The following is a 23520-nucleotide window of genomic DNA, read 5'->3' as shown; positions in this document are numbered from 1 at the left end:
GTTTTTAATAGCTACAGTATAGAATCTGTAAGTTTGTCAGTTACCTTGCAATGGCACATTTTTAGCTTAGCTATATAATATAAAAATTAACGAACCGTCTGTATTCTAAACAGACTAAATAAAAATAACATGAGCAAAATAAACATTAAACCACTAGCAGATCGTGTACTAGTTGAAGCACTTCCTGCTGAAACGCAAACTGCTTCTGGACTATATATTCCAGATAGCGCACAAGAGAAACAACATAAAGGTACTGTTGTAGCTATTGGAAACGGAAAAAAAGACGAGCCACTTACTGTTAAAGTTGGAGATACTGTACTTTACGGAAAGTATTCTGGTTCTGAAATTAAGTTAGAAGGCATAAACTATTTAATGATGCGTGAAGAAGATATAATGGCTATTATTTAATGGCATCTTCATTAATTTATAATTGTTGTCATTCCTGAAAAACAGGAATCCATTCAACAAAAAATAATTCCAATTAATATAGATTCCTGTTTTTGCAGGAATAACAAAATAGAATAATATGGCAAAGAATATAAAATTTGATATAGAAGCTCGCGACGGATTAAAACGTGGTGTAGATGCATTAGCAAATGCAGTAAAAGTAACTCTAGGACCAAAAGGAAGAAACGTAATTATTAGCCGTTCTTTTGGAGCACCTGTTGTTACTAAAGATGGTGTTAGTGTTGCAAAAGAAATTGAGTTAGAAAATCCATTAGAAAATATGGGCGCTCAAATGGTAAAAGAAGTAGCTTCTAAAACTAACGATTTAGCTGGTGATGGAACTACAACTGCAACTGTATTAGCACAAGCGATTGTAAAAGAAGGTTTAAAAAATGTTGCTGCAGGTGCAAATCCAATGGATTTAAAACGTGGTATCGACAAAGCAGTAAAAGCAATTGTTGAAGATTTAGGAAAGCAAGCTAAAGAGGTTAAAAACTCTTCAGAAATGATTAAGCAAGTAGCTTCAATCTCTGCTAATAACGATGAACTTATTGGTGATTTAATTGCTAAAGCTTTTGGTAAAGTTGGTAAAGAAGGTGTTATTACTGTTGAAGAATCTAAAGGAACAGATACTTATGTAGATGTTGTAGAAGGTATGCAATTTGACAGAGGTTACTTATCGCCTTACTTTGTAACAGATAGCGAAAAAATGATTGCTGATTTAGAGAATCCTTACATATTATTATATGACAAAAAGGTTTCTACAATGAAGGATTTATTACCAATTTTAGAGCCAGTAGCTCAAACAGGAAAACCTTTATTAATTATTGCTGAAGATGTAGATGGTGAAGCATTAGCAACTTTAGTAGTAAATAAATTACGTGGTTCTTTAAAAATTGCTGCTGTAAAAGCACCAGGTTTTGGAGACAGACGTAAAGCAATGTTAGAGGATATTGCAATTTTAACTGGAGGAACTGTAATTTCTGAAGAAAGAGGATTCACTCTTGAAAATGCTTCAATTGAAATGCTTGGTACTGCAGAGCGTATTACTATAGACAAAGACAACACTACTGTTGTTAATGGATCTGGTGATAAAGATTTAATTAAGAATCGTGTTAACCAAATCAAATCTCAAATAGAATCTACAACTAGCGATTACGATAAAGAAAAACTACAAGAACGTCTTGCTAAATTAGCAGGTGGTGTTGCAGTACTTTATGTTGGTGCAGCTAGTGAAGTAGAAATGAAAGAAAAGAAAGATCGTGTTGACGATGCTTTAAATGCTACAAGAGCAGCTGTAGAAGAAGGTATTGTTGCAGGTGGTGGTGTTGCTTTAGTTAGAGCAAAAGCCGTTTTAGATAAAATTACTACAGAAAACTTAGACGAAACTACAGGTATACAAATTGTTGCTCGTGCTATTGAAGCGCCTTTAAGAACAATTGTAGAGAATGCAGGTGGCGAAGGTAGTGTTGTTGTAAACAAAGTGTCTGAAGGTAAAAAAGACTTTGGTTACGATGCTAAATCTGAACAGTATGTAGATATGCTTAAAGCTGGTATTATCGATCCTAAAAAAGTAACTAGAATTGCATTAGAAAATGCTGCTTCTGTTGCAGGAATGATATTAACTACTGAGTGTGCTTTAATTGATATTAAAGAAGATGCTCCTGCTGGCGGAATGCCAATGGGTGGTGGTATGCCAGGCATGATGTAGTCGGTCGAGAGTCTCGACACACAAGTTACTCACTCATGCTTTAAATGGTTGAGATATTAAATAAATAAAAACGCTCTTAGATTTGATTCTGAGAGCGTTTTTTTATTAGTTTCGTTTAACGTTTATGTATAGTTTCGGGTTTGTATGCGAGGATTTTCCGAAGGAAATTCAGGTGCAGGCAAACATGTAATTGCCTTTAATTAAGCTCTAAACCGAAATTATTTTTATACGGTGTTAGCAACTGGCTTTTTTTCAATTTTCAAGGTAAGGTAAAATACATTCTTCAAAAAGTATTTCAGGTTGCTGTGTTTTTCCATTTCTATAATTCCCAGATGTAATAACAACAACTGTTTGTAAACAAGGAATTACAAAAATATATTGTCCTCCATTTCCTCTTGCTTCAATAGATTTTATATTTTTTCCATTAATTTGATAAGTATTATGCCACCATAAATATCCATAACCATTTTTCTCTGTTACATTTTCTAAATTACGATAGTTTTTAAATGATTTTTTAACCCATTTTTTAGATATAATACGTTTTGATTGCCATTTTCCTTTATTCAGATAGAGTTCTCCAAATTTCAACATATCTTTTGGAGTAAGGTACATTCCACCTCCAAAATATGGCTTATCTCTTAAGTCCGTTTGAATAATGTAATTTGAAATTTTCAATTTCTGAAATAAAAACTTATCAATAAATAATTCCAAAGGTTCTGAAATGACAGAATCCATAGCAACACCTAGCAAAGCTGGGTTTGCTGAGCCATAATTAGCATTAGTGTTTGGCTTATGAATCATTGGAGCTTTTAGAATTGCTTCAATCCAATCAGGTGTTCTTTGGTAATTGTTTTCTGTTGCAGAAGATTTTAGATTTGCATTGATACCATAATCTATAGCATCTATACCAGAACTCATTGTTAAAAGGCTCTGAATATCGATTTTCGTTTTTAGACTGTCTTTAGGAGTTTGATATTTTTGAGGCAGAAAATCAAAAATAGATTGCTTAACACTATTAAATAACAATTTGTCTTTTGCTATTCCAACTATTGCGGATGAAATACTTTTTGAAGCAGATTTCATATCGTGTGGAATATTTGAGTTGTAACCATCAAAATAATTTTCATATTCAATTTTCCCTTTTTTTGAAATTACAACAGAATGTGTATTAGGAAATGAATCCTTTGAAATAAGGTATTCCATTTCAGTAAGTTTTAAAATAGAATTTTTGTTGTCATTTTTGAAACCACCAATTTTCCAATCGGTTATAGATTTTTTTAGTTCTATTTCTGTTAGCAAATGGCTTCCTAAAAGTATACTTAATTGAATCTTATTCTTTTCTAGCTTTCCTTTAAACTGCAATCCTGTTTTAAAATCAATAAACGAAATCAAATCTTTTTCTTTTTGAAAATTGTCGCACCAAGTTCCTGTAAATCTATTATCTCCAAAAATTGGGTAAGCTTGATAATCATCGCCTTCTCCATTTTCAACACTCAAATAGAAGTTAAGTGATTTCAGCTCATCTATCATAAGTAAGTTCCAAGTCCCTATAAAAGTACTATTCTTTGATTGAGTAAGTTTTATGTGATAAAGAAGCATTCCAGATTTGATAAACCCATTAATTTCTTTACCATTTTCAGAAAGTACGCCTTCAAAAGAATAATTTTCTGCAAAAGGTACTTTTAATATTGAAGTACTTCTTGAATCAAACGGATAGTCAATAATGCTTTTACTATTAGAAATTTTTAATCTAGCCTTTTCAAGTCCAAAACTTTCTATTTCCACCTTTACGTTGAATACTTTCGAACCGTCTATTTTTCCTTCCCAGCCACTCGTGTATTCTGCCATATCTTGACCGAAAAGACTAATTGTAAGAAATGTAAATAAGAGAAGTGAAATACTTTGTGTTTTCATTTTTTGATTGATTTTTGATGAATTACAAAGGTGAAATTATTCCATTTCCCAAAATTGTATATAATTAACATCAGGAAATATTCTTTAAAATTTTTGTTGGTGTTGCATTATAGATTTTCTTAAAATTTGAGATGAAATGACTTTGGTCATAAAAATCACATAGATAACAAATTTCAGTCATAGAAAACTTTTTAGAGAGAAGTAAATGAAACGCTTTATTTAATTTAATCAATCGAATATAATTACCAAGACTTGTTCCAAAATATCGATTAAATTCTCTGGACAAATGAACAGGGTGTATTTCTAACTTTGAACTTAAACTGTTTAGAGAATAATCTATTTTTTCCTCATTCAACAATTCTTTTAGTTTATTTGCCCAATCTGGCTTTCTTAAATTTCTTTCTTTACTTTCCTTAATTGTGTTGAAAATTTCAATCAAATCACTTTCAATACTTAAATTTGAATACTGGTCGTTAATTTTAGTTTCAACAAATATATGGTTCATCAAGTTCTTTATTATAGGATTCTTTAAATTGATGCTTCCTTCAAAATTTGTTATCTGAATATCAAAGTTTGAAAACCAATTCTTATTCAATTCAATGTGAAAACCTCTTGTAAAATCAGGTGGTTTTATATTATAATGTGAGTCTTGCCAATTATGAAATAGTAGGTTTCCTGGCTCTAAATAGTAGGATTCTTTTTTGTTAGATTCAAATAACTTCCCTTGAAGTAAATAAGTAAAATATGGATTTTCGTGATAATGCCAATCAACTTTACTGTGTGTGTATTCTGTATCGGTAATTATTAGATTTTCAAAAGCTGATTTTTGGTAATGTGTTCCGTAAAACTCACCTGTTTTTAGTTTATTCATTCTGTTTTTTCAGCTTGTTGCCAATGTTTCGCTGATATAAAATAGTTTCAATGTTTTATATCATACGTTAAACGAAGTTCGACTATTTTTATGATAAAGTCAAGTGACTCTAAAACCAAATTTAAACAAGTGTATTACTGCAAATATTAAAGTTTTAAACAGAAGAAATCAACTCTATTAATTAAACCAAACCGCATACCGTTTTCGGCGCAATTCCAACGCTAAAGCTTCTTCCATTTTTAACGCTTCTGCCCTAGTTTTAATTGGATCGATATGGTTGTATAAACTAGGCCTTAAATAAGAACCGTATTTCTCTACAATATTAGAAGACAACTTATGTCCTTTCTTATTTCTATAACCTGTTTTATGCTGCGTAAAACGCTCTTTAGGAGTCTTACTAGTCATCCCAACATACAAACACTCTAAAACACCATTAAATTGTGGATTGGCTGCTCTAAATTTTGCATTCTCAGTAAACACGCGTTTGGATAATTCGATAACGTAAATTCTATATGCCATTTTCTTTTTAAAGTACAATTCTAAACCAATATAATAAATACTAAAGAAGTTTAAGAGTATCATTCTATTTTAGATGCTTCATTTTTAATAGAATAAGATTATTCGCTTTGCTCTAAATGACAAATTACACTCTAAATGACAAAAAAAAAGCCTTATCAAAATTGATAAGGCTTTTTTAAAATTTATAAAACTCTTGATAATATCATGAGATTCTGAAATAAGTTCTGGATTAGATAATTAACATCGCGTCTCCATAACTGTAGAATTTGTATTTTTCTTTTACAGCTTCATCATAAGCACGCATAACAAAATCGTGACCTGCAAATGCAGAAGTCATCATCATTAATGTCGATTTTGGTGTATGGAAGTTAGTAATCATAGCATTTGCTATACTAAAATCGTAAGGAGGGAAAATAAATTTATTTGTCCAACCATCAATTTCGTTTAAAGTATGGTTTGAAGATACAGCACTTTCTACAGCACGCATTGCAGTTGTACCAACAGCACAAATACGTCTTCTGTTTTTAAGCGCAGTATTAATCTGTTCTACTGTTTTTGGTCCAATAGTTACTTCTTCACTATCCATTTTATGCTTAGATAAATCTTCTACCTCAACAGAGTTAAAAGTCCCTAAACCAACATGTAAAGTTACCTCAGCAAAATCGATTCCTTTAATTTCTAAACGCTTTAATAAGTGCTTAGAAAAATGCATTCCTGCTGTTGGAGCTGCTACAGCACCTTCATTTTTAGCGAAAATAGTTTGGTAACGCTCTTCGTCTTCAGGTTCTACATCTCTTTTAATATACTTAGGCAATGGTGTTTCACCTAAATCTGTTAATTTCTTACGGAATTCTGTATAAGACCCATCATAAAGAAAACGTAATGTTCTACCTCTTGATGTTGTGTTATCTATTACTTCGGCAACTAAAGTTTCGTCATCACCAAAGTATAATTTATTTCCTATTCTAATTTTACGTGCTGGATCTACTAAAACATCCCAAAGGCGTTGCTCTTCGTTTAATTCACGTAATAAAAACACTTCAATTCTTGCTCCAGTTTTTTCTTTGTTTCCGTATAAGCGTGCAGGAAAAACCTTTGTGTTATTAAGAATCATGACATCGTCTTCTTCAAAATAATCAATAAGATCTTTAAATTGCTTGTGTTCTATAGTTTGTTCTTTTCTGTTAAGAACCATTAAACGAGACTCGTCTCTGTTTTCTGCTGGATATTCTGCCAATAACTCGTCTGGTAATTCGAAGTTAAAGTGTGATAATTTCATTTTCATGTTTATCGTATGTTTTTAGTATTAGAAAGTAGCAAAGATACAATCTCAAGATAGGCGTTGTCAAGTAAATGACTGTTTATTATTTATTTAATTGCTTTAATATCAAATCCTAGTTGTTTCAAATCGTCCCAAAAGGTTGGATACGATTTTGAAACCACCATATAATCTTCAATTTCAAGAGGCGTTTTTAAAGCTAAAGGCGCAAAAGCCATTGCCATCCTATGATCGTTATAGGTTGCTATTGCTACGTTTTCTTTAATTTTATTAGTCACTTTTAAATGAAGTGTTTCGTTTGTAATATCCACTGCTCCACCTAATTTTTCAATTTCCGTTTTTAAAGCCTCCAATCTATCGGTTTCTTTAATTTTAAGCGTGTGCAATCCTGTTAAATTAGATTCTAAGCCTAAAGCAAAGGCTGTAACCGCAATTGTTTGTGCAATATCTGGCGAATTTGCCAAGTTAAAATCTATTGCTGTTTCTTTATTTACTTCGTTTTCCTTTGTAAGAAGTACTCCTTTATCTTGAAAAACCGTTGAAACTCCAAAGCTTTTATATATTTCTGCTAATGCAGAATCGCCTTGTAAACTGTCTTTTTTATAAGATGAAATTTCAATTGAAGTTCCAACTTCTGCTAAAGCCACAATACTATAAAAATAAGACGCCGAAGACCAGTCTGACTCCACCGTTAGAGTTTTAGGCTCTAGCTTTTTCTGTAAAGGTTTTACGGTAATTACATTGCCTTCAAACTTAGTTTCAATATTTAACTCACTTAACAAACTCAAGGTCATATTAATGTAAGGCACAGATGTTATTTTTCCGTTTAAGGTTAATTCTAATCCGTTTTCTAATTTTGAAGCAATAAGTAACAATGCCGAAATGTATTGACTACTTACATTAGCATCTAACGATACTTTGTTTTTAGTTAATTGTTTTCCTTTTATTAAAAGTGGCGGATAGCCTTCGTTTTCTTTATATGAAATATCTGCACCTAATTGATTTAAAGCATCTACCAATATTTTAATTGGGCGCTCTTTCATACGTTTAGAACCTGTAATTATTGTTTCTCTATTATTTTGAGTTGCAAAATAAGCAGTTAGAAAACGCATTGCTGTTCCTGCATGATGTATATCTATTACTTGCTCGGTAGCAGCTAAAGCTTTTGTCATTAATTGAGAATCGTCACTATTAGACACATTCTCAATATTAATTTCTGGGTATAATGCTTGCAACAATAACAATCTATTAGATTCACTTTTTGAACCTGTAATTTGTATTGCTGACTTCTTTTTAATTGAAGATTTCAGTAAATTTATATTCATATTTAAAAGAGTAGATTCCTGTCTTCTCAGGAATGACAAAACGGATGAAACAATTATTTAATATTTCCGTCTTCGCGGAAATGAAAAACTATTTAAGCTTTTCGTTATTATGATGACGATCGTGATCGCGTTTGGTTTTTATATCTAATTTTTTATCGAAAGCCTCTTGTAAGTCTATTCCTGTTTGGTTTGCTAAACACAAGACTACAAACATAACATCGGCTAATTCTTCGCCTAAATCTTTATTTTTATCGCTTTCTTTTTCGCTTTGCTCTCCATAACGTCTGGCTATAATTCTAGCAACCTCACCTACTTCCTCTGTAAGTTGTGCCATATTTGTAAGCTCGTTAAAATAACGAACGCCATGGTTTTTAATCCAGTTATCTACTTCTTGTTGTGCGTTTTTTATGTCCATTGTTACTTTCCGCGAAAGCGGTAATTTTTAAATTAAACTTTTGTTGTCTTTCTTTTAAAATGTAAAAATAATAAAACTATCAAACACGGAATTCCTATATATTTTAATTCACTTAAAATAACTTGTACTCCTCTACTCGAAAAGAATTTGCTGATTCCAATAGGTGATACTTTTATCACTTGCCACGGAAAGAAAAACCGAGCATTATTAAACGGTATAAAAAAACCAACGCCTTTACCTCCTGTTGTTAAAGCATCTAAAACACCATGTGAAATGGTAGATAAAAAGATGACAACAAAAAACAGCTTGCGTTTGGTTTTTGTAAATACAAAAGCTAAGATAGTTGCCCAAATAATGGCAAAAACTATAGAATGTGTAAATCCACGATGTCCAAAAGGATGTAAATAAGGAATTTCACCAAATGTAATAACGTCTAAATCTGGAAGTATTGCAGAACCAATGGCTAATAACAGTAATAGTTTACTTATTTTGGAACTCGCAATTTTAGTTAATGTAAAACCAACTAAACCATGCCCAAATAATGATGCCATACTTTTTTATTGTATTTTTTTAAGTACAATTTTTTCAGATTTTTTCTCTGTAGACAATTGTATAAACTTTTTAAATTCAGGATATCCTTGAGGTAAAATTAATGTATTATTTAAATTTGAATTAATAATTAACTGAATTGTTTTTCCGTTAGGTTTTATAACATAAGAAAATTCACCTTCGTTTGTATTAAGTAAAAATTTTGCATTTTCTGGAATGAATTCTATTTCATATCCTTCTGGTAAAGTAATATTAACTCTATATTTTGTATTTCTACGATATATTAAATCTATTGGATATGTACGAGTATCCTGAATAAACACATTAGTATTCTCTCCAAAAAATAATAATGGAGAAAAATAAAGTTTCCCTCCTATTTCTTCTACTGCATTATCTAACTTAAAATCGTACGATAAAAGTATAGGTTTACTTAAATCTGTTTTATTTTTTATGTCTAGATTTTCTATTATAATATCTCCTTTCTCTTTTTCTAGATTTGCTATAATACTTTCTGGTTTTACCTTAGCAAATTTCTCTCTAAAATCTTGAGCTAAGAAATTATTAAGTTTTTTTCTTAATTTTCCATCTATAGAAAAATTGTCTTGAATATTAATATTCATTTGGATAATATTATCTGAAACTGTTTCTGGGTTTAAACTAATCCATTCTGAATAACCTCTTTCGTCTATAACTCTTCCTTGCCAATTTATGGCTCTTTCTGGAAGAATGTTTACAGCACCATAATTACTAGTTCCATCTAAAAGTAAATAACCTTCATCCAATTTAACACGACAGATTACATAGTTAAAACCATCTAATGTTGGAGATAAAGGGATCCCATTATCTCTTGTACTTAATAGTACTGGGTTTGCAGAAATTCCTGCATAGCGCAACATAGCAACAAGCATTAAATTAATATCAGCAACGTTACCAAAACCCTCTTTATAGGCGTTTTTTAACCCATTATAAGAAGTGTATCCATAATACCCATCCCATTTTACTTTAGATTTCAAAAAGGAATATACAGAAGTTACTTTCTCAATTGGTTTGTAACTATCATTAACAATAGATTGCAAATCATCTTCAAAATACTTAACCTTATCTAACTGACCTCCAAAACTTTCACGTTGATAAATTCCTTTGACAACTCTTTCCCAATTTGTCGAATATTCTCTTACCGTACCATCAAATCCTTTTACTGACTCGATTTCCCAATTGACCATAGCTCGATAATTATTTATATTATTCACATAGGCTTCTGTTTTTAATGGAGGTATATCAATTAAGTCGGCTTCGTATATATATTCTGTTATATCATAAGTCCTTTCAACAAGGTTATCTTTTGAAAATTTTGTTTTCACATTCCTTCCTCCATGAGCTAGCGCAGAATGGTATGACACTTCTAGTTTCCTCCTACTAGAATTTTCTATGATTTCTGGAATATAGACTGCTTTAGTATTAAACGTTTTATTTAACCTAAAATATTCTGGAACTTTTAATTGATAGACAAGTTTCTTAACAGGAATTTTATATTGAAAATAATGTTCTTTTAAATCAATATTTGGAGACTCAATCGTATATTTATATTCAACAATTGAACCTGCTTTTAAATTAGGCATAGTAAATTTAAACTGTTTCCAATATTTATTCTCCTGCTCTTCAAAAATTCCATTTTTTTTGAGCTTTTCATCTACAATTTTACCATTTTCAAGATTATAAGTGTATGCTTTTAAGCCATATATTTTTTCTTCTCTTTTACTATTTTCATCATAGAGCTTCTCAATTTTTGTTCCCCAATTAAAACCTCTTTTATTATATATTTTAACACGTTCAAAAACTTCAATAAATTTTTTAAAACCTTCATCTTGAATATAATTATAATAAATTTTATACTCGCGATATAATATTGCAGCATCTACTGTTGAATCGTTTTTATATACAGTTTCTTCAAGTTCTTCTTTACCTACTTTACCAAATTTATATTCTTGAGCTGTTATTGTATTTAAAGCTATTAAAAAAGCTATTAATATTAAGTTTTTTAAATTCATTGGTTTATTTTTTTAGAGCAATTTTAGACTTGTCGTTTTTTGTTATATTACTATAAAATGTTCTAAAAGCTTTGTAATCTTCTTTAGAGTACTTGCCTTTTTTTATTGTTAGTTTTCGTGTGTATTTAAACTCTTTATCACTTATTTTTTCAATTTTAGCAGTATACTCACCAAACTTATTGCTTATTGTTACAGGCTTGAACATTGCTTCTAAAGATAGCGTTTGATCTATGCTAAACACATATTCGTCTTCGTCTACAAAACCTCTATCTACCTCAAAAGGTAAGGTTCTATTTTTATATCTTGGTGGTATATATGTGTTCTTATTAAAAGCGTTTGGATTTAATAGTAATCTACCACCTGCTTTTGATGCATATTTATTAGCCTCTATCTCTAAATGCTCTTTAAAAACGATACTCTCTTTATCGTTTGTAGTTTCAATAGATAAAATATTAAGATTATTAATATTATGATATCTATTTTTATAATAGAGTTTTTTATCTTTTTCTTCTTTAGACTCTGCTGATCTATACTTACCATATTGACTCCCTCTGGAACTAACATTTAAGGTTGCCATAATGTTTCCTAGAGCATCTAAAGTTATGTTTGCTTTTGTTTTTTGCGTGTTGTCTTGAGTTTTATAAACTGTGGTGTGTACAATCTCACCTCCTTCTGGAGTTATTATTAAGGCGTCTCTATCATCTGTAAAATTTGCGACATAACCAAAAGGTGTTGTTTGACTAGTGCATTCTAAAAACACGTAATCATCTTGTACAGGCATTGTTAAAATAGCATGATTTCCTTGTTGAGAAGAAAAATCTTTATCTATATTTTCAATATTTCTATTCCCATAGATTAAAGTGTAATAAGACTCTACACCTACTGCTTTTAATAATGCTTTTGTATAATTTGATAGTGCTTTACAATCTCCATAACTTAATCTATCTACATCGCTAGCTAACATTGGTTTCCAGCCACCAATACCTACTTGAACACTTATATAACGTGTTTTATCTTGCATGTATTGATAAACAATCTTGGCTTTTTTAAGATTTGAAGTTGCAGTTGCAGTAAGATTATTAATTTCACTAATAACAGCTGCTGGCAATTCTTCTGTTCCTTTATTTAAATCTGTATCTACCCATTTACCAAAAGATTGCCAACTAGTATTAACTCCTTTTACACCTTTCATATCAAACTCTTGTAATGCGAATTTTAAGTGTGGTGCAAACGAAGTAAAACTTGGAGAAAAATCCTCTTTTACAAGTGCTTTTATTTTTTTTGCTTCATAATGATTATTAGATAACTCTGTAATAGCAAAACCTTTAAAATTTGAACTCTTTTTTTTAAGCTCTATTCCAGAATTATTAATAACCTTAAAGCTTGAATACTCTGTACTTACGTAATAACCATCAATAGGAAACCATCTTGGCATAAATGCGGTTGTAGATGTTACATACTCACTAGTGTATTCTACTGTAAAAGGATAACTTGCTGGTGTGTAACTTAAATATTTTTTTCTGTAATCTGAAAACAAAGTTCCTCCAGAGATTGCACTTACGTCTTTAAAATCTCTTTCTTTTACCGTTTTTATTTCGTTTCCAAAAGCATCGTAAATTACAGCTCGAACATCTTTAATATTTACTGTTTTATCGTAACCAATAGAAGCACCAATATCTTGTCTTCCATTATCGTTTAAGACAGTAACTATTCGGTGTTCTTTAACAACCATCTTGTTATAGGCTTTAATTTCAATTTCAATTGAATTAAGTCTAATAACAGCGTTAGCATTTTCTTTTAAATCTGCGCTTAATGTTAAAGCTGTTGTTTTTTCTGATTGCGAAAAACTAAGAAGTGTAAAAAGCATAATAATTATGCTTAATGGAATTTTATGATGCATTAATTTAGTTTAGATTAGATTAGAAATATAGTAATATTTAAGTCTTTATAAAAATGCATCACAACTATTTACGTTTTGTTTTTAGAATCTATTATTATAGTTACAGGCCCATCGTTTATTAACTGTACTTGCATGTCTGCTCCAAACTCTCCTGTTTGTATTGGTTTATTAAGTAGAGATTGTAATGTAGTATTAAATGCTTTATATAACGGAATAGCAACTTCTGGACGTGCTGCTTTTATATAACTTGGTCTGTTTCCTTTTTTTGTACTTGCTTGTAGTGTAAATTGGCTTACAACAATGGCTTCTCCATTTGTTTCTAATAGCGACTTGTTCATTATGCCTTCTTCGTCTTCAAAAATGCGAAGATTAGCTACTTTGTTTGTTAACCATGTAATATCTTCTTGAGTATCTTCTGCAACGATTCCTAAAAGTATTAAAACACCTTTTTCTATTGAAGCAACTTTATTGCCCTGAATAGTTACGTTTGCTTTACTAACTCTTTGGATTACTATTTTCATGTTTACTTTTCTAAAAAACGGGTCATTTTATTTTCAAGAGCTACAACTTTTTAGACACTTTGCAAGAATAAATACCTATTCTTTATCCCAAATATCGGTTCTATAATGCTGATCGTCTCCTTCAATTATTTGAACATAACTTTTGTAGCGAGAAGCTGCAACCTCATCTCTTTCTAAAGCATCTTTAACAGCACATTTAGGTTCTTCTATGTGCATACAGTTATTAAATTTACAATCTTGACTCAGTTTAAAAAACTCAGGAAAATAATCGCTTATTTCTTCCTTTTCCATATCTACAACTCCAAAACCTTTAATTCCTGGTGTGTCTATAATTTTAGCATCGAAACTTAAATCGAACATTTCTGCAAATGTTGTTGTGTGCTGACCTTGAGAATGTTGTGTAGAAATAGACTTTGTTTTTAAGTCTAAACTAGGTTCTATTGTGTTTACTAAAGTAGACTTACCTACTCCAGAATGTCCTGTAAACACACTAACCTTGCCCTCCATTAGGGCTTTAATTTTATCTATATTCTCTCCTGTTTTAGCCGAAACGCTAATACAATCGTAACCTATATTTGTATAAATATGCTCTAACCATTTAACTTCTAGAATAGTTTCTTCGGTATAAGTATCTATTTTATTAAAAACCAAAACGGTTTTAATAGAATAGGCCTCTGCCGTTACTAAAAAGCGATCTATAAAGCTTGTAAATGTTGGCGGATTATCTATCGTTATTAAAAGAAAAACCTGATCGATATTTGAAGCAATAATATGTGTTTGCTTAGATAGGTTAACCGATTTTCTAACAACGTAATTTTCGCGATCATGAATCTTGTTAATTACACCTGTTTCTTGATCACTTTTGGTATCTAGCTCAAAATCCACATAGTCACCTACCGCAATTGGGTTGGTACTCTTTATACCTTGTAAACGAAATTTACCTTTTATCCTGCATTCGTAAGTGGCACCTAACTCAGTCTTAACTGTGTACCAACTTCCTGTCGATTTATATACTAGTCCTGTCATTCATTATTTTATAGTACAAAATAACGGTTTTTATATTAAAAAATTCAACCTCTAATAGCTTTTTTGACAGTTAAACGTTTTCCATCTGCAATTATATTTATTAAATAAATTCCTGAAGGATATTGAGACAAATCTACGGTCACTTTATTTAATACATTATGAAATACATTAGATTGAATTACTTGTCCAGAAATTGAATTAACAATTACTTTAATTTCACTGTTTTTTTTATTAAAATTTATTTGAAAAATCCCATTAGTTGAAGGGTTTGGATATAGCTTTAGATTATTAACTTCTCTTTTAGCAAAGGCATCTCCAATCAACACTCCTTTTACTGTACAATAAGTACTACATCGCGAAATCATAGTATCGCTATAACAACACCTAATAGAAGTTATCGTTTTAGTTTTTATTCTTGATGCTTCTAACTCAACCTCCTCTAAAGTGTAAACATTTACAGACTTTTCGACAGTTTGAATTTCGGCTTGTCCATAAATAATAACAGAATAACTCATTGTTAAAAATAATAGTAAAGTTTGTTTCATCTTTTTAAATTTTAAAGTTAAATCAAATCTATACTTAATTCAATTTCTATAAAATTTATAATGAGTGAATGCTACTTTTGAATGAGTAAAACCTTCTATTATAAACAAAAAACCAGAGAATACTAATTCTCTGGTTTTATAAAAATTATTAAAAATTGAATATTTAATTAATATTCAATTTTTCTAAATGTATATCTAATGTCTTTTCTTTTCTGTTGTACTCCATCAACATAACATGACCTAGCTTACCTGGTAATACACGGTATGATACTTTCCCTTTAGATTCACTTAAATAAATTTTATCTTCAGACAACTTTCCATCACTATACATAATTGTTTTAAAAGCAGATTTGTTTTTCTCACCTTTTAATCTTTCATAATCGATAAAGCTAGAATAAAAACGATCTCTATCTGCATCGATTTGGGTAAATTCATAATCAAATGCGCCGTAAGATTTTAAAGCATGTGCATTAAGTTGTGGACTTCCAAAATCTATTAAACTAGGAGCTCTTGACTTCCCTTTTTCAAAGACACTAATATCTTTAAGTCCAAAACTTTTGTCAAATTCAAAAACCACTGCATCTGTAATTGTAAGTTGTGTAACTGAACCACCTCCACCTAAAGCAGCCATTGCAATTCCTCCTGCACTTGCAGTCTTTCTAAATCTTTCTCCAATACAATAAAAAGAACCATTTTGGGTACGAATAATATCGTGAAAATAAACATAACCTCTTTTATTTTTCTTTTTCTTACCTCTTACAACCTCTGCTGGCATCATTTTATCAATCTCGTCTTTCCAGCTCACTTTACTATCTGAAACTACTGTACCATCTAAACTATTAACTTGAGCAAAAATACCTAAGCTTTTATCTTTATAAACGTTATCTCCTTTTTCAAAATACTCTCCTAATAACACTAATTGTTTATCATCTGTTAAAAATGCATTGGTTATAAATCTTGGATTGCTTTCACGATCATATTCTTTTTCGAATAATAATTTTCCAGTCTTAATGTCTATTACTAAAACTTTTAACTTTATTGTTTGACTAAATAATGATTTTTTAGAACCCTGAAGAGCGACAACAACTTCTTCATTAACCTCAATCGGGTTTATTGTCATTATTTCTTTAATTCCTTCAGGAGAATTGTAATTCCAAGATTTGCCACCATCTGTTGCTACATACTTTAAACCATATCCTAGTTTTTTATTATCTCTTATATAATTAAATAAAAAACCTTTATTATCTACCGGAAATAACAAATTAAAATTCCCTGATTTAACCATATGAGACAGCCATTTCATTTCCTTTTTATTTACAGGAACTACAACATCTTTTCTCTTTTCTCCTTGTCTATCAAAAGAAACTAATTTGTATTGTCTTTCTTTTAAATTAACCATAGCAAACATTAATGCTTGATTATTAAATTTACTATCTGCTAAAACAGTTTTCTTATCATCTATATAAGATTTTGTAGCAATTTCATTTAAATTATTATCCAACATTTTAATAGCATACTCCCTTTTACCTTTCTTAAGCTTATCTACTTGGTAATAAAAATAATAGCCATCAACATCATTATTTTTATCCATTAATGGACCGGAATTTTTAATCTTAAAAGATGTTATTTCGTTTAGAGATTTTTGTTGTGCATTACTAACGATACCTATAAAGCATAATAGTAATAATGTTAAAGTTTTTTTCATTTTGGTTATTTAGTTATTGAATTAAAAAAAGTTTGAATTGTACTAAAAGCGATAGTATTATCAATTTTTTCTATGTTTGAATTACAGAAAGCTTGACCAATTTTAGCAATCTCGGAAAGTTCTAAATTGTGTATAAAAAGCCTAATATTATTTAATTGTTTTTCGTCTGAAAAATTATTTGAGCGTTGCACATATTTACCTAATTTATGATTTTTTGAGGCTAGATATATTTTCTCTAAAACAGTCGCCATTGTGGTGTAATAAAAATCTTTAGTGATTTTTTTATTGCTATATTTTTCTATTAATTGATAGATTGCTAGGTCTAAAAAATTTAAATCTACAGTATACTTTATGCTTTGCATATTAGCTACTGTTTTAATCCCTTTAATTTGATTTAATGACGTTGCTTTTTCATTCTCAAGTATATCAAACTCCGTTATTAATTTATTTATTCTAAACTCTATTTCCGGATGTGTTTGTATAGTATCTGAATCTAGTTTAAATTCGTTTATTTTTTCTTCAGTATCAAAAATTGAAGTTGTTTTCTTCATCCAATACCTTTTAAATGGATAGCTTTCAAAATTGAATACGCTATCTAAATGCACATTATGATGCATCATCATATCATCAACTTTTTTCAGCTTCAGCAATGCACTTGTTACATTAGACTTTGAGTATTTTGTTTTACTAAACAAAACATAACCCAAAGAATCCGCTTGAGCTTCAACCTCTTGAGAATGGTCTAAAATATCAATACTTAATTCGTCTATAATAGAAAGTGCAGCTCTAGTTTGTCCGTACTTTTTTCGTTTTAGCTTTTTTACTTTTGCTTTTGTCTCTTTAGAATTAAGAATTGTAATGTTATTTGAAACATTATTAATAGAATGCTCTAATAACTTATGTGCAATTTCGTGACAAATTATTGACGATAATTCATCATCAGATTCTAAAACATCGAACAAACCTAAATTAATTTCGAACATGCCATCACCATAACAACCAGCATTTGGCACTGGTGAATTATTAATAAAAAAACTATAGTCTTTGGTATTTATTTCAGGGTTTGCAGAATAGATAGTATTAAGAATTACATCTAAATCTTTTTTAACTTGAGGATTAAAATAATAAGTACTGTCATTAATAGCTTTAACTACTTTCTCGTCTCTATCTTTATAAACTTCCCTAATTTTAGAAGCGTGCTTACCTTTTATCTTACCTATTTGAGCCTTATTAATTCTACCTAAATAATTCTCTATCGAATCTAATGTACTAGGAATATAGTTATTTACATTATCTTGAGCGTCAACAAATACTAACGCATAAAAAACAAAAAATATAGTTAAACTATTTTTCTTCATTGGTTGGTTGGTTTAGATTTAAGCAAAAAAAATCTGACACAAAAAATGTATCAGATTTTTTTTACTAAAATAAGTATTTTATTAAGTAAAACAAGTTTTACTTGCTCTTAATAACTTTCTCTTGGTGGTTAATAGACTCTTGATGCACTGCTTTAAACAGTTTTAAAATAAACTCTTCACTTAAACCTTTTTCGTCTCCTTGAAGTACCATTTTACCTAAAATCTCGTTCCAACGCTTACTTTGTAAAACAGCAACATTTTTTTGTTTCTTTAATTGACCTATACCATCTGCTACTTGCATACGCTTACCCATTAAATCTATAAGTTGGTTATCTACAACATCTATTTGAGCCCTTAAATTAGTTAACTCTTTGTTGTACTCTGCTTCAGGATCTGTTTGTTTTCTAATTTTTAAATCCTCCATCATTTGCACTAATGCCTTTGGTGTTACTTGCTGTGCAGCATCACTCCATGCGTTATCTGGATCGAAATGTGTTTCGATCATTAATCCATCGAAATTAAGATCTAAAGCCGTTTGAGACACATCGAAAACCATATCACGCTTTCCTGTAATATGCGATGGATCGTTAATTAATGGTAAATCTGGAAATCTGTTTTGAAACTCTATAGCCAATTGCCATTCTGGAATGTTTCTATATTTAGTTTTTTCATATGTTGAAAACCCTCTGTGTATTGCTCCTAAATTTTTAATACCAGCAGTGTATAATCTTTCAATTCCACCTAACCATAAGGCTAAATCTGGATTTACTGGATTTTTAACTAAAACAATTTTATCTGTTCCAGCTAAAGCATCTGCTAATTCTTGCATAATAAATGGACTTACAGTAGATCGTGCACCAATCCAAAGTAAATCTACATCATTTTCTATCGCTAACTTTACGTGTGCAGCATTTGCAACCTCTGTACAGGTTTTCATTCCTGTTTCTTCTTTTACTTTTTTAAGCCAATTTAAACCTAAAGCACCAACACCTTCAAACATTCCTGGACGTGTACGTGGTTTCCAAATACCTGCTCTAAAATAACTAACATCTGTATCTTTAAGCTCATGAGCTATTTTTAAAACTTGCTCTTCTGTCTCTGCACTACAAGGTCCAGCGATTACTAATGGATGCTCTAAATTCATCTCATTTAACCAGTTTCTCATTTCTTTTTTATTTTCCATAATCCTACTTTTATTGCACTTATAAGGCTAACTACTAAAACGAGTTTAGTACAGTAACCTTACAAGAAATTGATGTTATTTTAATCCGTTTAATATTTGTTTAATATAATTTGTGTCTTTCATTTCATTAAAAACACCTTCAAAATCGTCGTTCTTCATCATGTTTTTAAACTGCGTTAAGTTAGCTATGTAACCTTCTAAACTTTCTATTACGTTCTCTCTATTCTGTTTAAAAATTGGTGTCCACATTGCTGGCGAACTCTTAGCTAAACGTACCGTACTTTCGAAACCAGAACCTGCCATATCGAAAATATCGCGTTCGTTCTTTTCTTTTTCTATTACTGTTTTACCCAACATAAATGCACTTATGTGGGATAAATGCGACACGTAAGCAATATGTTTATCATGCGCTTCTGGGTTCATGTAACGCATTCTCATTCCTATTTCAGAAAACAGGTTTAATGCTTTTTCTTGAAGCTTAAAGGCTGTTTTTTCTACTTCGCATATAATATTCGTTTTATGCTGAAATAAATCTAAAATAGCTGCTTTTGGTCCAGAAAACTCTGTTCCTGCAATAGGATGCATGGCTAAAAAATTTCTCCTTTTTGAATGCGTTTCTACCACTTTACAAATATCTAATTTGGTAGAACCTACGTCTACCACAAGACCGAAATCTGAAACTTTATCTAAAACTTTAGGCACTAATTCTACAGCTGCATCTACAGGAATAGACAATATTACTAAGTCTGCCTTATCTAAATCGTCTAACGTTGCTTTTGCATCTATAACATTTAACTCTAAAGCTTCGTTTAAATGCTGTTCGCTACTATCTATACCGTAAACGGTAATATCTGGTCGTTTGCTTTTTATATCTAAGGCTAAACTTCCGCCTATTAAACCAACACCTATTATGTATATATTATTAATCATACTCTTGTTATAGCTTCTTCTAATTCTTTGACTGTTGCACATAATGAAAAACGCACATAGCCCTCTCCTTGACTTCCAAAAATGGTTCCAGGTGTTATAAAAAGATTATGTTCTTTTAATAACTTGTCTATAAATGCTTCTGAATTAAGAGCCGCTGGCAATTTTGCCCAAACAAACAATCCTGTTGCATTCTCATCGAAAGAACAATTTAATTTAGTCGCTAATTCCCAAACTAGTTTACGACGTTTTTCATAAATATTATTTAAACTTACAAACCACATTTTTGATGAGTTTAAAGCTTCAATAGCACCTTGTTGTATGCCATAAAACATACCAGAATCCATATTACTTTTCACTTTTAAAACCGCATTTAGCAACTCGTTATTACCAAGTAACATACCAACTCTCCAGCCAGCCATATTAAATGTTTTACTTAAAGAATTTAACTCTAAACATACATCTTTAGCGCCCTCTATACTTAAAATACTTAACGGCTCCTTGTTTAAAATAAAACTATAAGGATTATCATTTACCAATAAAATATCATGCTTTTTAGCAAAAGTAATTAAGCTTTCAAAAACTGCTTTAGTTGCTTTTGCTCCAGTTGGCATATGTGGATAATTTAACCACATTATTTTAACCTTACTTAAATCTTGTTTTTCAAGTTCTTCTATATTTGGACACCAATTATTTTCTGTGTCTAAATTGTAAAATATAGGCTCTGCTTGTAACAACTTAGTAACAGAAGTATATGTTGGGTATCCTGGATTAGGTATTAATACCGCATCACCTTCATTTAAAAAGGCCATAGAAATATGCATAATACCTTCCTTACTTCCCATTAATGGTAAAACTTCTGTAGTAGCATTTACATCCACTTGAAAATGTGTTTTATAAAAACCGGCTATCGCTTCTCTTAATTCTGGTATACCTTGATAGCTTTGATATTTGTGAGCTCTCCCATCTTTAAAACTTTCTGTAATTGCCGAAATTACTTTTCCTGGTGGTTGTAAATCTGGACTACCAATTCCTAAATTAATAATTGGCTTACCTTGTAAAATCAAAGAATTAACTTCCTTTAATTTCTTAGAAAAGTAGTACTCTTCAACGCTATGTAATCTATTTGCTACTTCCATTATTTCTTTGCGTTTTTATATTCGCCTAATACTTTTAAATGTGTTGCCATTATCTCTATTACTGCTTTTGCTTTATCAAAATCCTTATAATCATCAAAAGTCACATCTACAAAAAAGGCATAAAGCCAAGGTGTTTCTATTTTAGGTAGAGATTGTATTTTTGTCAAGTTTAGCTTGCAATCGCTTAAAACATTGAGAATTGCGGCTAAGCTTCCACGTTTGTGATCGAGTTCGAATTTAATTGATGCTTTATTGATTTCATTTGTATTAATTTCAGAATTATTTTGCTTAACAATTACAAAACGTGTTTCGTTATGCTTAATAGTCTGAATACTTTCTGCAATAATATTTAATTCGAATATTGAAGCTGCTAAACTACTTGCTACGGCAGCAATACCTTTAAGGTTTTTATCTTGTATTCGCTTGGCAACATCTGCTGTATCTTTGTCTTCAACTAATTTTATATGTGGATAATTTTTAAAGAACGCTTTACATTGTAATAATGCCATTGGATGTGAATGCACCTCTTTAATATCCTCAATACTTTGATTTGGCAATGCCATTAAATTGTGCTGTATATCTAAATAATACTCACCAACAATATGAAGGTTATTATTATCTATCAAAGCATAATTAGGTATAATTGAACCTGCAATAGAGTTTTCTAGAGCCATAATAGCTACTTCTGTTTTACCTGATAGTAAAGCATCTACAGTTTCGTCGAAAGACAAGCATTCATTTACAGCTGTATCTGCACCAAAATAATCTTGCGACACGATGTGGTGAAATGATCCTTTTATTCCTTGTATAGCTACTGTTTTAATCAAAATTTTAATTTTATTTAATGATATTCCTGCTTTTACTTAAAGTATTAAACAAAAAAAGTCTCGATAGATATCGAGACTTAATTGAAAATATATGTTTGTAAAAATTACATATACGCAGTCTCGTTCTTTTTGTTAAAAAAGAAATAGAACCAGCTGTAATATGTATTTTGAATTGTTGTCATTATAATTATAGTGCTAAAGTAAATAAATATTTAACAAATCAAAATACTAAAGCATGAATTTTAAGGTTTTATATAAAAATTTAAAGATTTCTGCACAAAGTCTTGTTTAAATTACAGAATGTTTATTTTTGAAGAAAGATTATAAGATGTCAATAAAGGTTGAAAATGTAACGAAAATTTATGGTGAACAGAAAGCATTAAACAATGTGTCTTTTGAAATTAAAAAGCCAGAAATAGTTGGGTTTCTTGGTCCAAATGGAGCAGGAAAATCTACAATGATGAAAATATTGACCACTTTTATTAGTCCTACCGAAGGTAAGGCAACCGTAAATGGACATCCAATTTTATCTGAAGCAAAACAAGTACAGCAAAGTGTTGGTTATTTACCAGAACATAATCCTTTATACTTAGAACAATACGTTCGTGAATATTTAGCTTTTAATGCCGATGTTTATAAAGTAAGTAAATCTAGAATTGAAGAAGTTATTGAACTTACAGGCTTAGGTCCGGAAGCTCATAAAAAAATGAGTGCACTATCTAAAGGTTACAGACAACGTGTTGGCTTAGCAAATGCATTATTACATAATCCCGATGTTTTAATTTTAGATGAACCTACAACTGGTTTAGACCCTAATCAATTAGTAGATATAAGAAACCTTATAAAATCTATTGGGAAGGAGAAAACTGTTTTTCTATCTACGCACATTATGCAAGAGGTAGAAGCGATGTGTGATCGTGTTATAATAATTAATAAAGGTGAAATTGTTGCTAATAAAAAACTAACCGAATTACGCGAAGGACAAGAACAAATAGTTATTGTGGAGTTTGATTACAGAGTTGAAGATGCTTTTTTGTTAAAACTACCGAATACCAAAAGCGTTAAAAATACACATGATTTTATTTACGAAATCACCTTTTCTACAAAGGAAGATATGCGCTCTCATGTTTTTGATTTTGCACATGATAATGAGTTGAAGATTCTTCAGCTAAATCAGAAAAATGCGAGTTTAGAGAGTATGTTTAGAGAGTTGACTGCTTAAAAGAAATGATTATTAAAGAACTATAGTCACGTTTCTAACTAAAAAAAAATGCAAATAACACAGTTTTAAAATAAATTTTGACTCTTGAT

Annotated in this window: 21 protein-coding genes; 3 read left to right on the top strand and 18 right to left on the bottom strand. The window is 30.4% G+C overall.

Features of this window, described 5'->3' with window-relative positions; all coding sequences use genetic code 11:
• The first annotated feature begins 129 nt into the window (after window positions 1-129).
• Entirely contained in the window at window positions 130-408 is a 279-nt protein-coding gene (locus ASC41_RS02835; RefSeq protein ID WP_055435135.1) for a co-chaperone GroES, read from the top strand.
• 118 nt (window positions 409-526) lie between these two features.
• A complete protein-coding gene (gene groL / locus ASC41_RS02830) occupies window positions 527-2158 on the top strand; it encodes a chaperonin GroEL (RefSeq protein WP_055435134.1) in 1632 nt (543 codons plus the stop codon).
• Window positions 2159-2410: 252 nt separating this feature from the next.
• Here the strand turns inward: groL and ASC41_RS02825 are convergent, their stop codons facing one another.
• The 18 genes from ASC41_RS02825 to ASC41_RS02740 all read right to left on the bottom strand — a co-directional run bounded on the left by ASC41_RS02825 (window position 2411) and on the right by ASC41_RS02740 (window position 22209).
• Window positions 2411-4072, bottom strand: coding sequence for a serine hydrolase domain-containing protein (locus ASC41_RS02825; RefSeq protein ID WP_055435133.1), 1662 nt, complete (start codon window positions 4070-4072; stop codon window positions 2411-2413).
• A 70-nt stretch (window positions 4073-4142) separates the two neighbouring features.
• A complete protein-coding gene (locus tag ASC41_RS02820; protein WP_055435132.1) occupies window positions 4143-4943 on the bottom strand; it encodes a helix-turn-helix domain-containing protein in 801 nt (266 codons plus the stop codon).
• 177 nt (window positions 4944-5120) lie between these two features.
• Window positions 5121-5462 carry a ribose-5-phosphate isomerase gene (locus ASC41_RS02815; RefSeq protein ID WP_055435131.1) on the bottom strand — a complete coding sequence of 114 codons (342 nt, stop codon included), beginning with the start codon at window positions 5460-5462 and terminating at the stop codon, window positions 5121-5123.
• A 229-nt stretch (window positions 5463-5691) separates the two neighbouring features.
• Window positions 5692-6741: a tRNA preQ1(34) S-adenosylmethionine ribosyltransferase-isomerase QueA gene (gene queA / locus ASC41_RS02810; RefSeq protein ID WP_055435159.1), complete on the bottom strand. Its 1050-nt coding sequence runs from the start codon at window positions 6739-6741 to the stop codon at window positions 5692-5694.
• A gap of 89 nt (window positions 6742-6830) precedes the next feature.
• Window positions 6831-8066 (bottom strand): 3-phosphoshikimate 1-carboxyvinyltransferase, encoded by a 1236-nt coding sequence (locus tag ASC41_RS02805; protein WP_055435130.1) that lies wholly within the window; start codon window positions 8064-8066, stop codon window positions 6831-6833.
• Window positions 8067-8154: 88 nt separating this feature from the next.
• Window positions 8155-8481 (bottom strand): nucleotide pyrophosphohydrolase, encoded by a 327-nt coding sequence (locus tag ASC41_RS02800; protein ID WP_055435129.1) that lies wholly within the window; start codon window positions 8479-8481, stop codon window positions 8155-8157.
• 32 nt (window positions 8482-8513) lie between these two features.
• Entirely contained in the window at window positions 8514-9032 is a 519-nt protein-coding gene (locus ASC41_RS02795; protein ID WP_055435128.1) for a metal-dependent hydrolase, read from the bottom strand.
• 6 nt (window positions 9033-9038) lie between these two features.
• Complete coding sequence (locus ASC41_RS02790; protein ID WP_055435127.1) at window positions 9039-11078, bottom strand: DUF3857 domain-containing protein; 2040 nt, start codon at window positions 11076-11078, stop codon at window positions 9039-9041.
• 4 nt (window positions 11079-11082) lie between these two features.
• Window positions 11083-12978: a DUF3857 domain-containing protein gene (locus ASC41_RS02785; protein WP_083477124.1), complete on the bottom strand. Its 1896-nt coding sequence runs from the start codon at window positions 12976-12978 to the stop codon at window positions 11083-11085.
• A gap of 68 nt (window positions 12979-13046) precedes the next feature.
• Complete coding sequence (dtd, locus tag ASC41_RS02780; RefSeq protein ID WP_055435126.1) at window positions 13047-13499, bottom strand: D-aminoacyl-tRNA deacylase; 453 nt, start codon at window positions 13497-13499, stop codon at window positions 13047-13049.
• Window positions 13500-13574: 75 nt separating this feature from the next.
• Entirely contained in the window at window positions 13575-14525 is a 951-nt protein-coding gene (rsgA, locus tag ASC41_RS02775; RefSeq protein ID WP_055435125.1) for a ribosome small subunit-dependent GTPase A, read from the bottom strand.
• A 44-nt stretch (window positions 14526-14569) separates the two neighbouring features.
• Window positions 14570-15070: a T9SS type A sorting domain-containing protein gene (locus ASC41_RS02770; RefSeq protein ID WP_055435124.1), complete on the bottom strand. Its 501-nt coding sequence runs from the start codon at window positions 15068-15070 to the stop codon at window positions 14570-14572.
• Window positions 15071-15233: 163 nt separating this feature from the next.
• Entirely contained in the window at window positions 15234-16775 is a 1542-nt protein-coding gene (locus ASC41_RS02765) for a DUF6770 family protein (protein WP_055435123.1), read from the bottom strand.
• Between the two features lie 5 nt (window positions 16776-16780).
• A complete protein-coding gene (locus ASC41_RS02760; RefSeq protein WP_055435122.1) occupies window positions 16781-18133 on the bottom strand; it encodes a M48 family metalloprotease in 1353 nt (450 codons plus the stop codon).
• A 97-nt stretch (window positions 18134-18230) separates the two neighbouring features.
• Window positions 18231-19316 (bottom strand): bifunctional 3-deoxy-7-phosphoheptulonate synthase/chorismate mutase type II, encoded by a 1086-nt coding sequence (locus ASC41_RS02755; RefSeq protein ID WP_055435121.1) that lies wholly within the window; start codon window positions 19314-19316, stop codon window positions 18231-18233.
• A 75-nt stretch (window positions 19317-19391) separates the two neighbouring features.
• A complete protein-coding gene (locus ASC41_RS02750; protein ID WP_152971403.1) occupies window positions 19392-20243 on the bottom strand; it encodes a prephenate dehydrogenase in 852 nt (283 codons plus the stop codon).
• Window positions 20243-21385 carry a pyridoxal phosphate-dependent aminotransferase gene (locus tag ASC41_RS02745; protein WP_420835920.1) on the bottom strand — a complete coding sequence of 381 codons (1143 nt, stop codon included), beginning with the start codon at window positions 21383-21385 and terminating at the stop codon, window positions 20243-20245. Before ASC41_RS02745 ends, ASC41_RS02750 begins: the two co-directional genes overlap by 1 nt.
• On the bottom strand, window positions 21382-22209 hold the full coding sequence (locus ASC41_RS02740) for a prephenate dehydratase (RefSeq protein WP_055435118.1): 828 nt from the start codon (window positions 22207-22209) through the stop codon (window positions 21382-21384). Before ASC41_RS02740 ends, ASC41_RS02745 begins: the two co-directional genes overlap by 4 nt.
• 328 nt (window positions 22210-22537) lie before the next feature.
• On the opposite strand from ASC41_RS02740, the gene gldA reads away from it, so the two are divergent.
• Window positions 22538-23431: a gliding motility-associated ABC transporter ATP-binding subunit GldA gene (gene gldA / locus ASC41_RS02735; protein ID WP_055435117.1), complete on the top strand. Its 894-nt coding sequence runs from the start codon at window positions 22538-22540 to the stop codon at window positions 23429-23431.
• The last annotated feature ends 89 nt before the right edge of the window (window positions 23432-23520 follow it).

Source organism: Lacinutrix algicola (genome assembly GCF_001418085.1).
Lineage (GTDB): Bacteria > Bacteroidota > Bacteroidia > Flavobacteriales > Flavobacteriaceae > Lacinutrix > Lacinutrix algicola.
This window is presented reverse-complemented; position numbering and strand designations above follow the sequence as displayed.

Excerpts from the sequence above, each read along its gene's own strand:
- queA (WP_055435159.1), bottom strand. The coding sequence starts at position 6,741 with ATGAAATTATCACACTTTAACTTCGAATTACCAGACGAGTTATTGGCA.
- ASC41_RS02815 (WP_055435131.1), bottom strand. The coding sequence starts at position 5,462 with ATGGCATATAGAATTTACGTTATCGAATTATCCAAACGCGTGTTTACT.
- ASC41_RS02785 (WP_083477124.1), bottom strand. The coding sequence starts at position 12,978 with ATGCATCATAAAATTCCATTAAGCATAATTATTATGCTTTTTACACTT.
- ASC41_RS02820 (WP_055435132.1), bottom strand. The coding sequence starts at position 4,943 with ATGAATAAACTAAAAACAGGTGAGTTTTACGGAACACATTACCAAAAA.
- ASC41_RS02800 (WP_055435129.1), bottom strand. The coding sequence starts at position 8,481 with ATGGACATAAAAAACGCACAACAAGAAGTAGATAACTGGATTAAAAAC.
- gldA (WP_055435117.1), top strand. The coding sequence starts at position 22,538 with ATGTCAATAAAGGTTGAAAATGTAACGAAAATTTATGGTGAACAGAAA.
- ASC41_RS02770 (WP_055435124.1), bottom strand. The coding sequence starts at position 15,070 with ATGAAACAAACTTTACTATTATTTTTAACAATGAGTTATTCTGTTATT.
- ASC41_RS02835 (WP_055435135.1), top strand. The coding sequence starts at position 130 with ATGAGCAAAATAAACATTAAACCACTAGCAGATCGTGTACTAGTTGAA.
- groL (WP_055435134.1), top strand. The coding sequence starts at position 527 with ATGGCAAAGAATATAAAATTTGATATAGAAGCTCGCGACGGATTAAAA.
- ASC41_RS02765 (WP_055435123.1), bottom strand. The coding sequence starts at position 16,775 with ATGAAAAAAACTTTAACATTATTACTATTATGCTTTATAGGTATCGTT.
- ASC41_RS02805 (WP_055435130.1), bottom strand. The coding sequence starts at position 8,066 with ATGAATATAAATTTACTGAAATCTTCAATTAAAAAGAAGTCAGCAATA.
- rsgA (WP_055435125.1), bottom strand. The coding sequence starts at position 14,525 with ATGACAGGACTAGTATATAAATCGACAGGAAGTTGGTACACAGTTAAG.
- ASC41_RS02790 (WP_055435127.1), bottom strand. The coding sequence starts at position 11,078 with ATGAATTTAAAAAACTTAATATTAATAGCTTTTTTAATAGCTTTAAAT.
- ASC41_RS02755 (WP_055435121.1), bottom strand. The coding sequence starts at position 19,316 with ATGGAAAATAAAAAAGAAATGAGAAACTGGTTAAATGAGATGAATTTA.
- dtd (WP_055435126.1), bottom strand. The coding sequence starts at position 13,499 with ATGAAAATAGTAATCCAAAGAGTTAGTAAAGCAAACGTAACTATTCAG.
- ASC41_RS02795 (WP_055435128.1), bottom strand. The coding sequence starts at position 9,032 with ATGGCATCATTATTTGGGCATGGTTTAGTTGGTTTTACATTAACTAAA.
- ASC41_RS02825 (WP_055435133.1), bottom strand. The coding sequence starts at position 4,072 with ATGAAAACACAAAGTATTTCACTTCTCTTATTTACATTTCTTACAATT.
- ASC41_RS02760 (WP_055435122.1), bottom strand. The coding sequence starts at position 18,133 with ATGAAGAAAAATAGTTTAACTATATTTTTTGTTTTTTATGCGTTAGTA.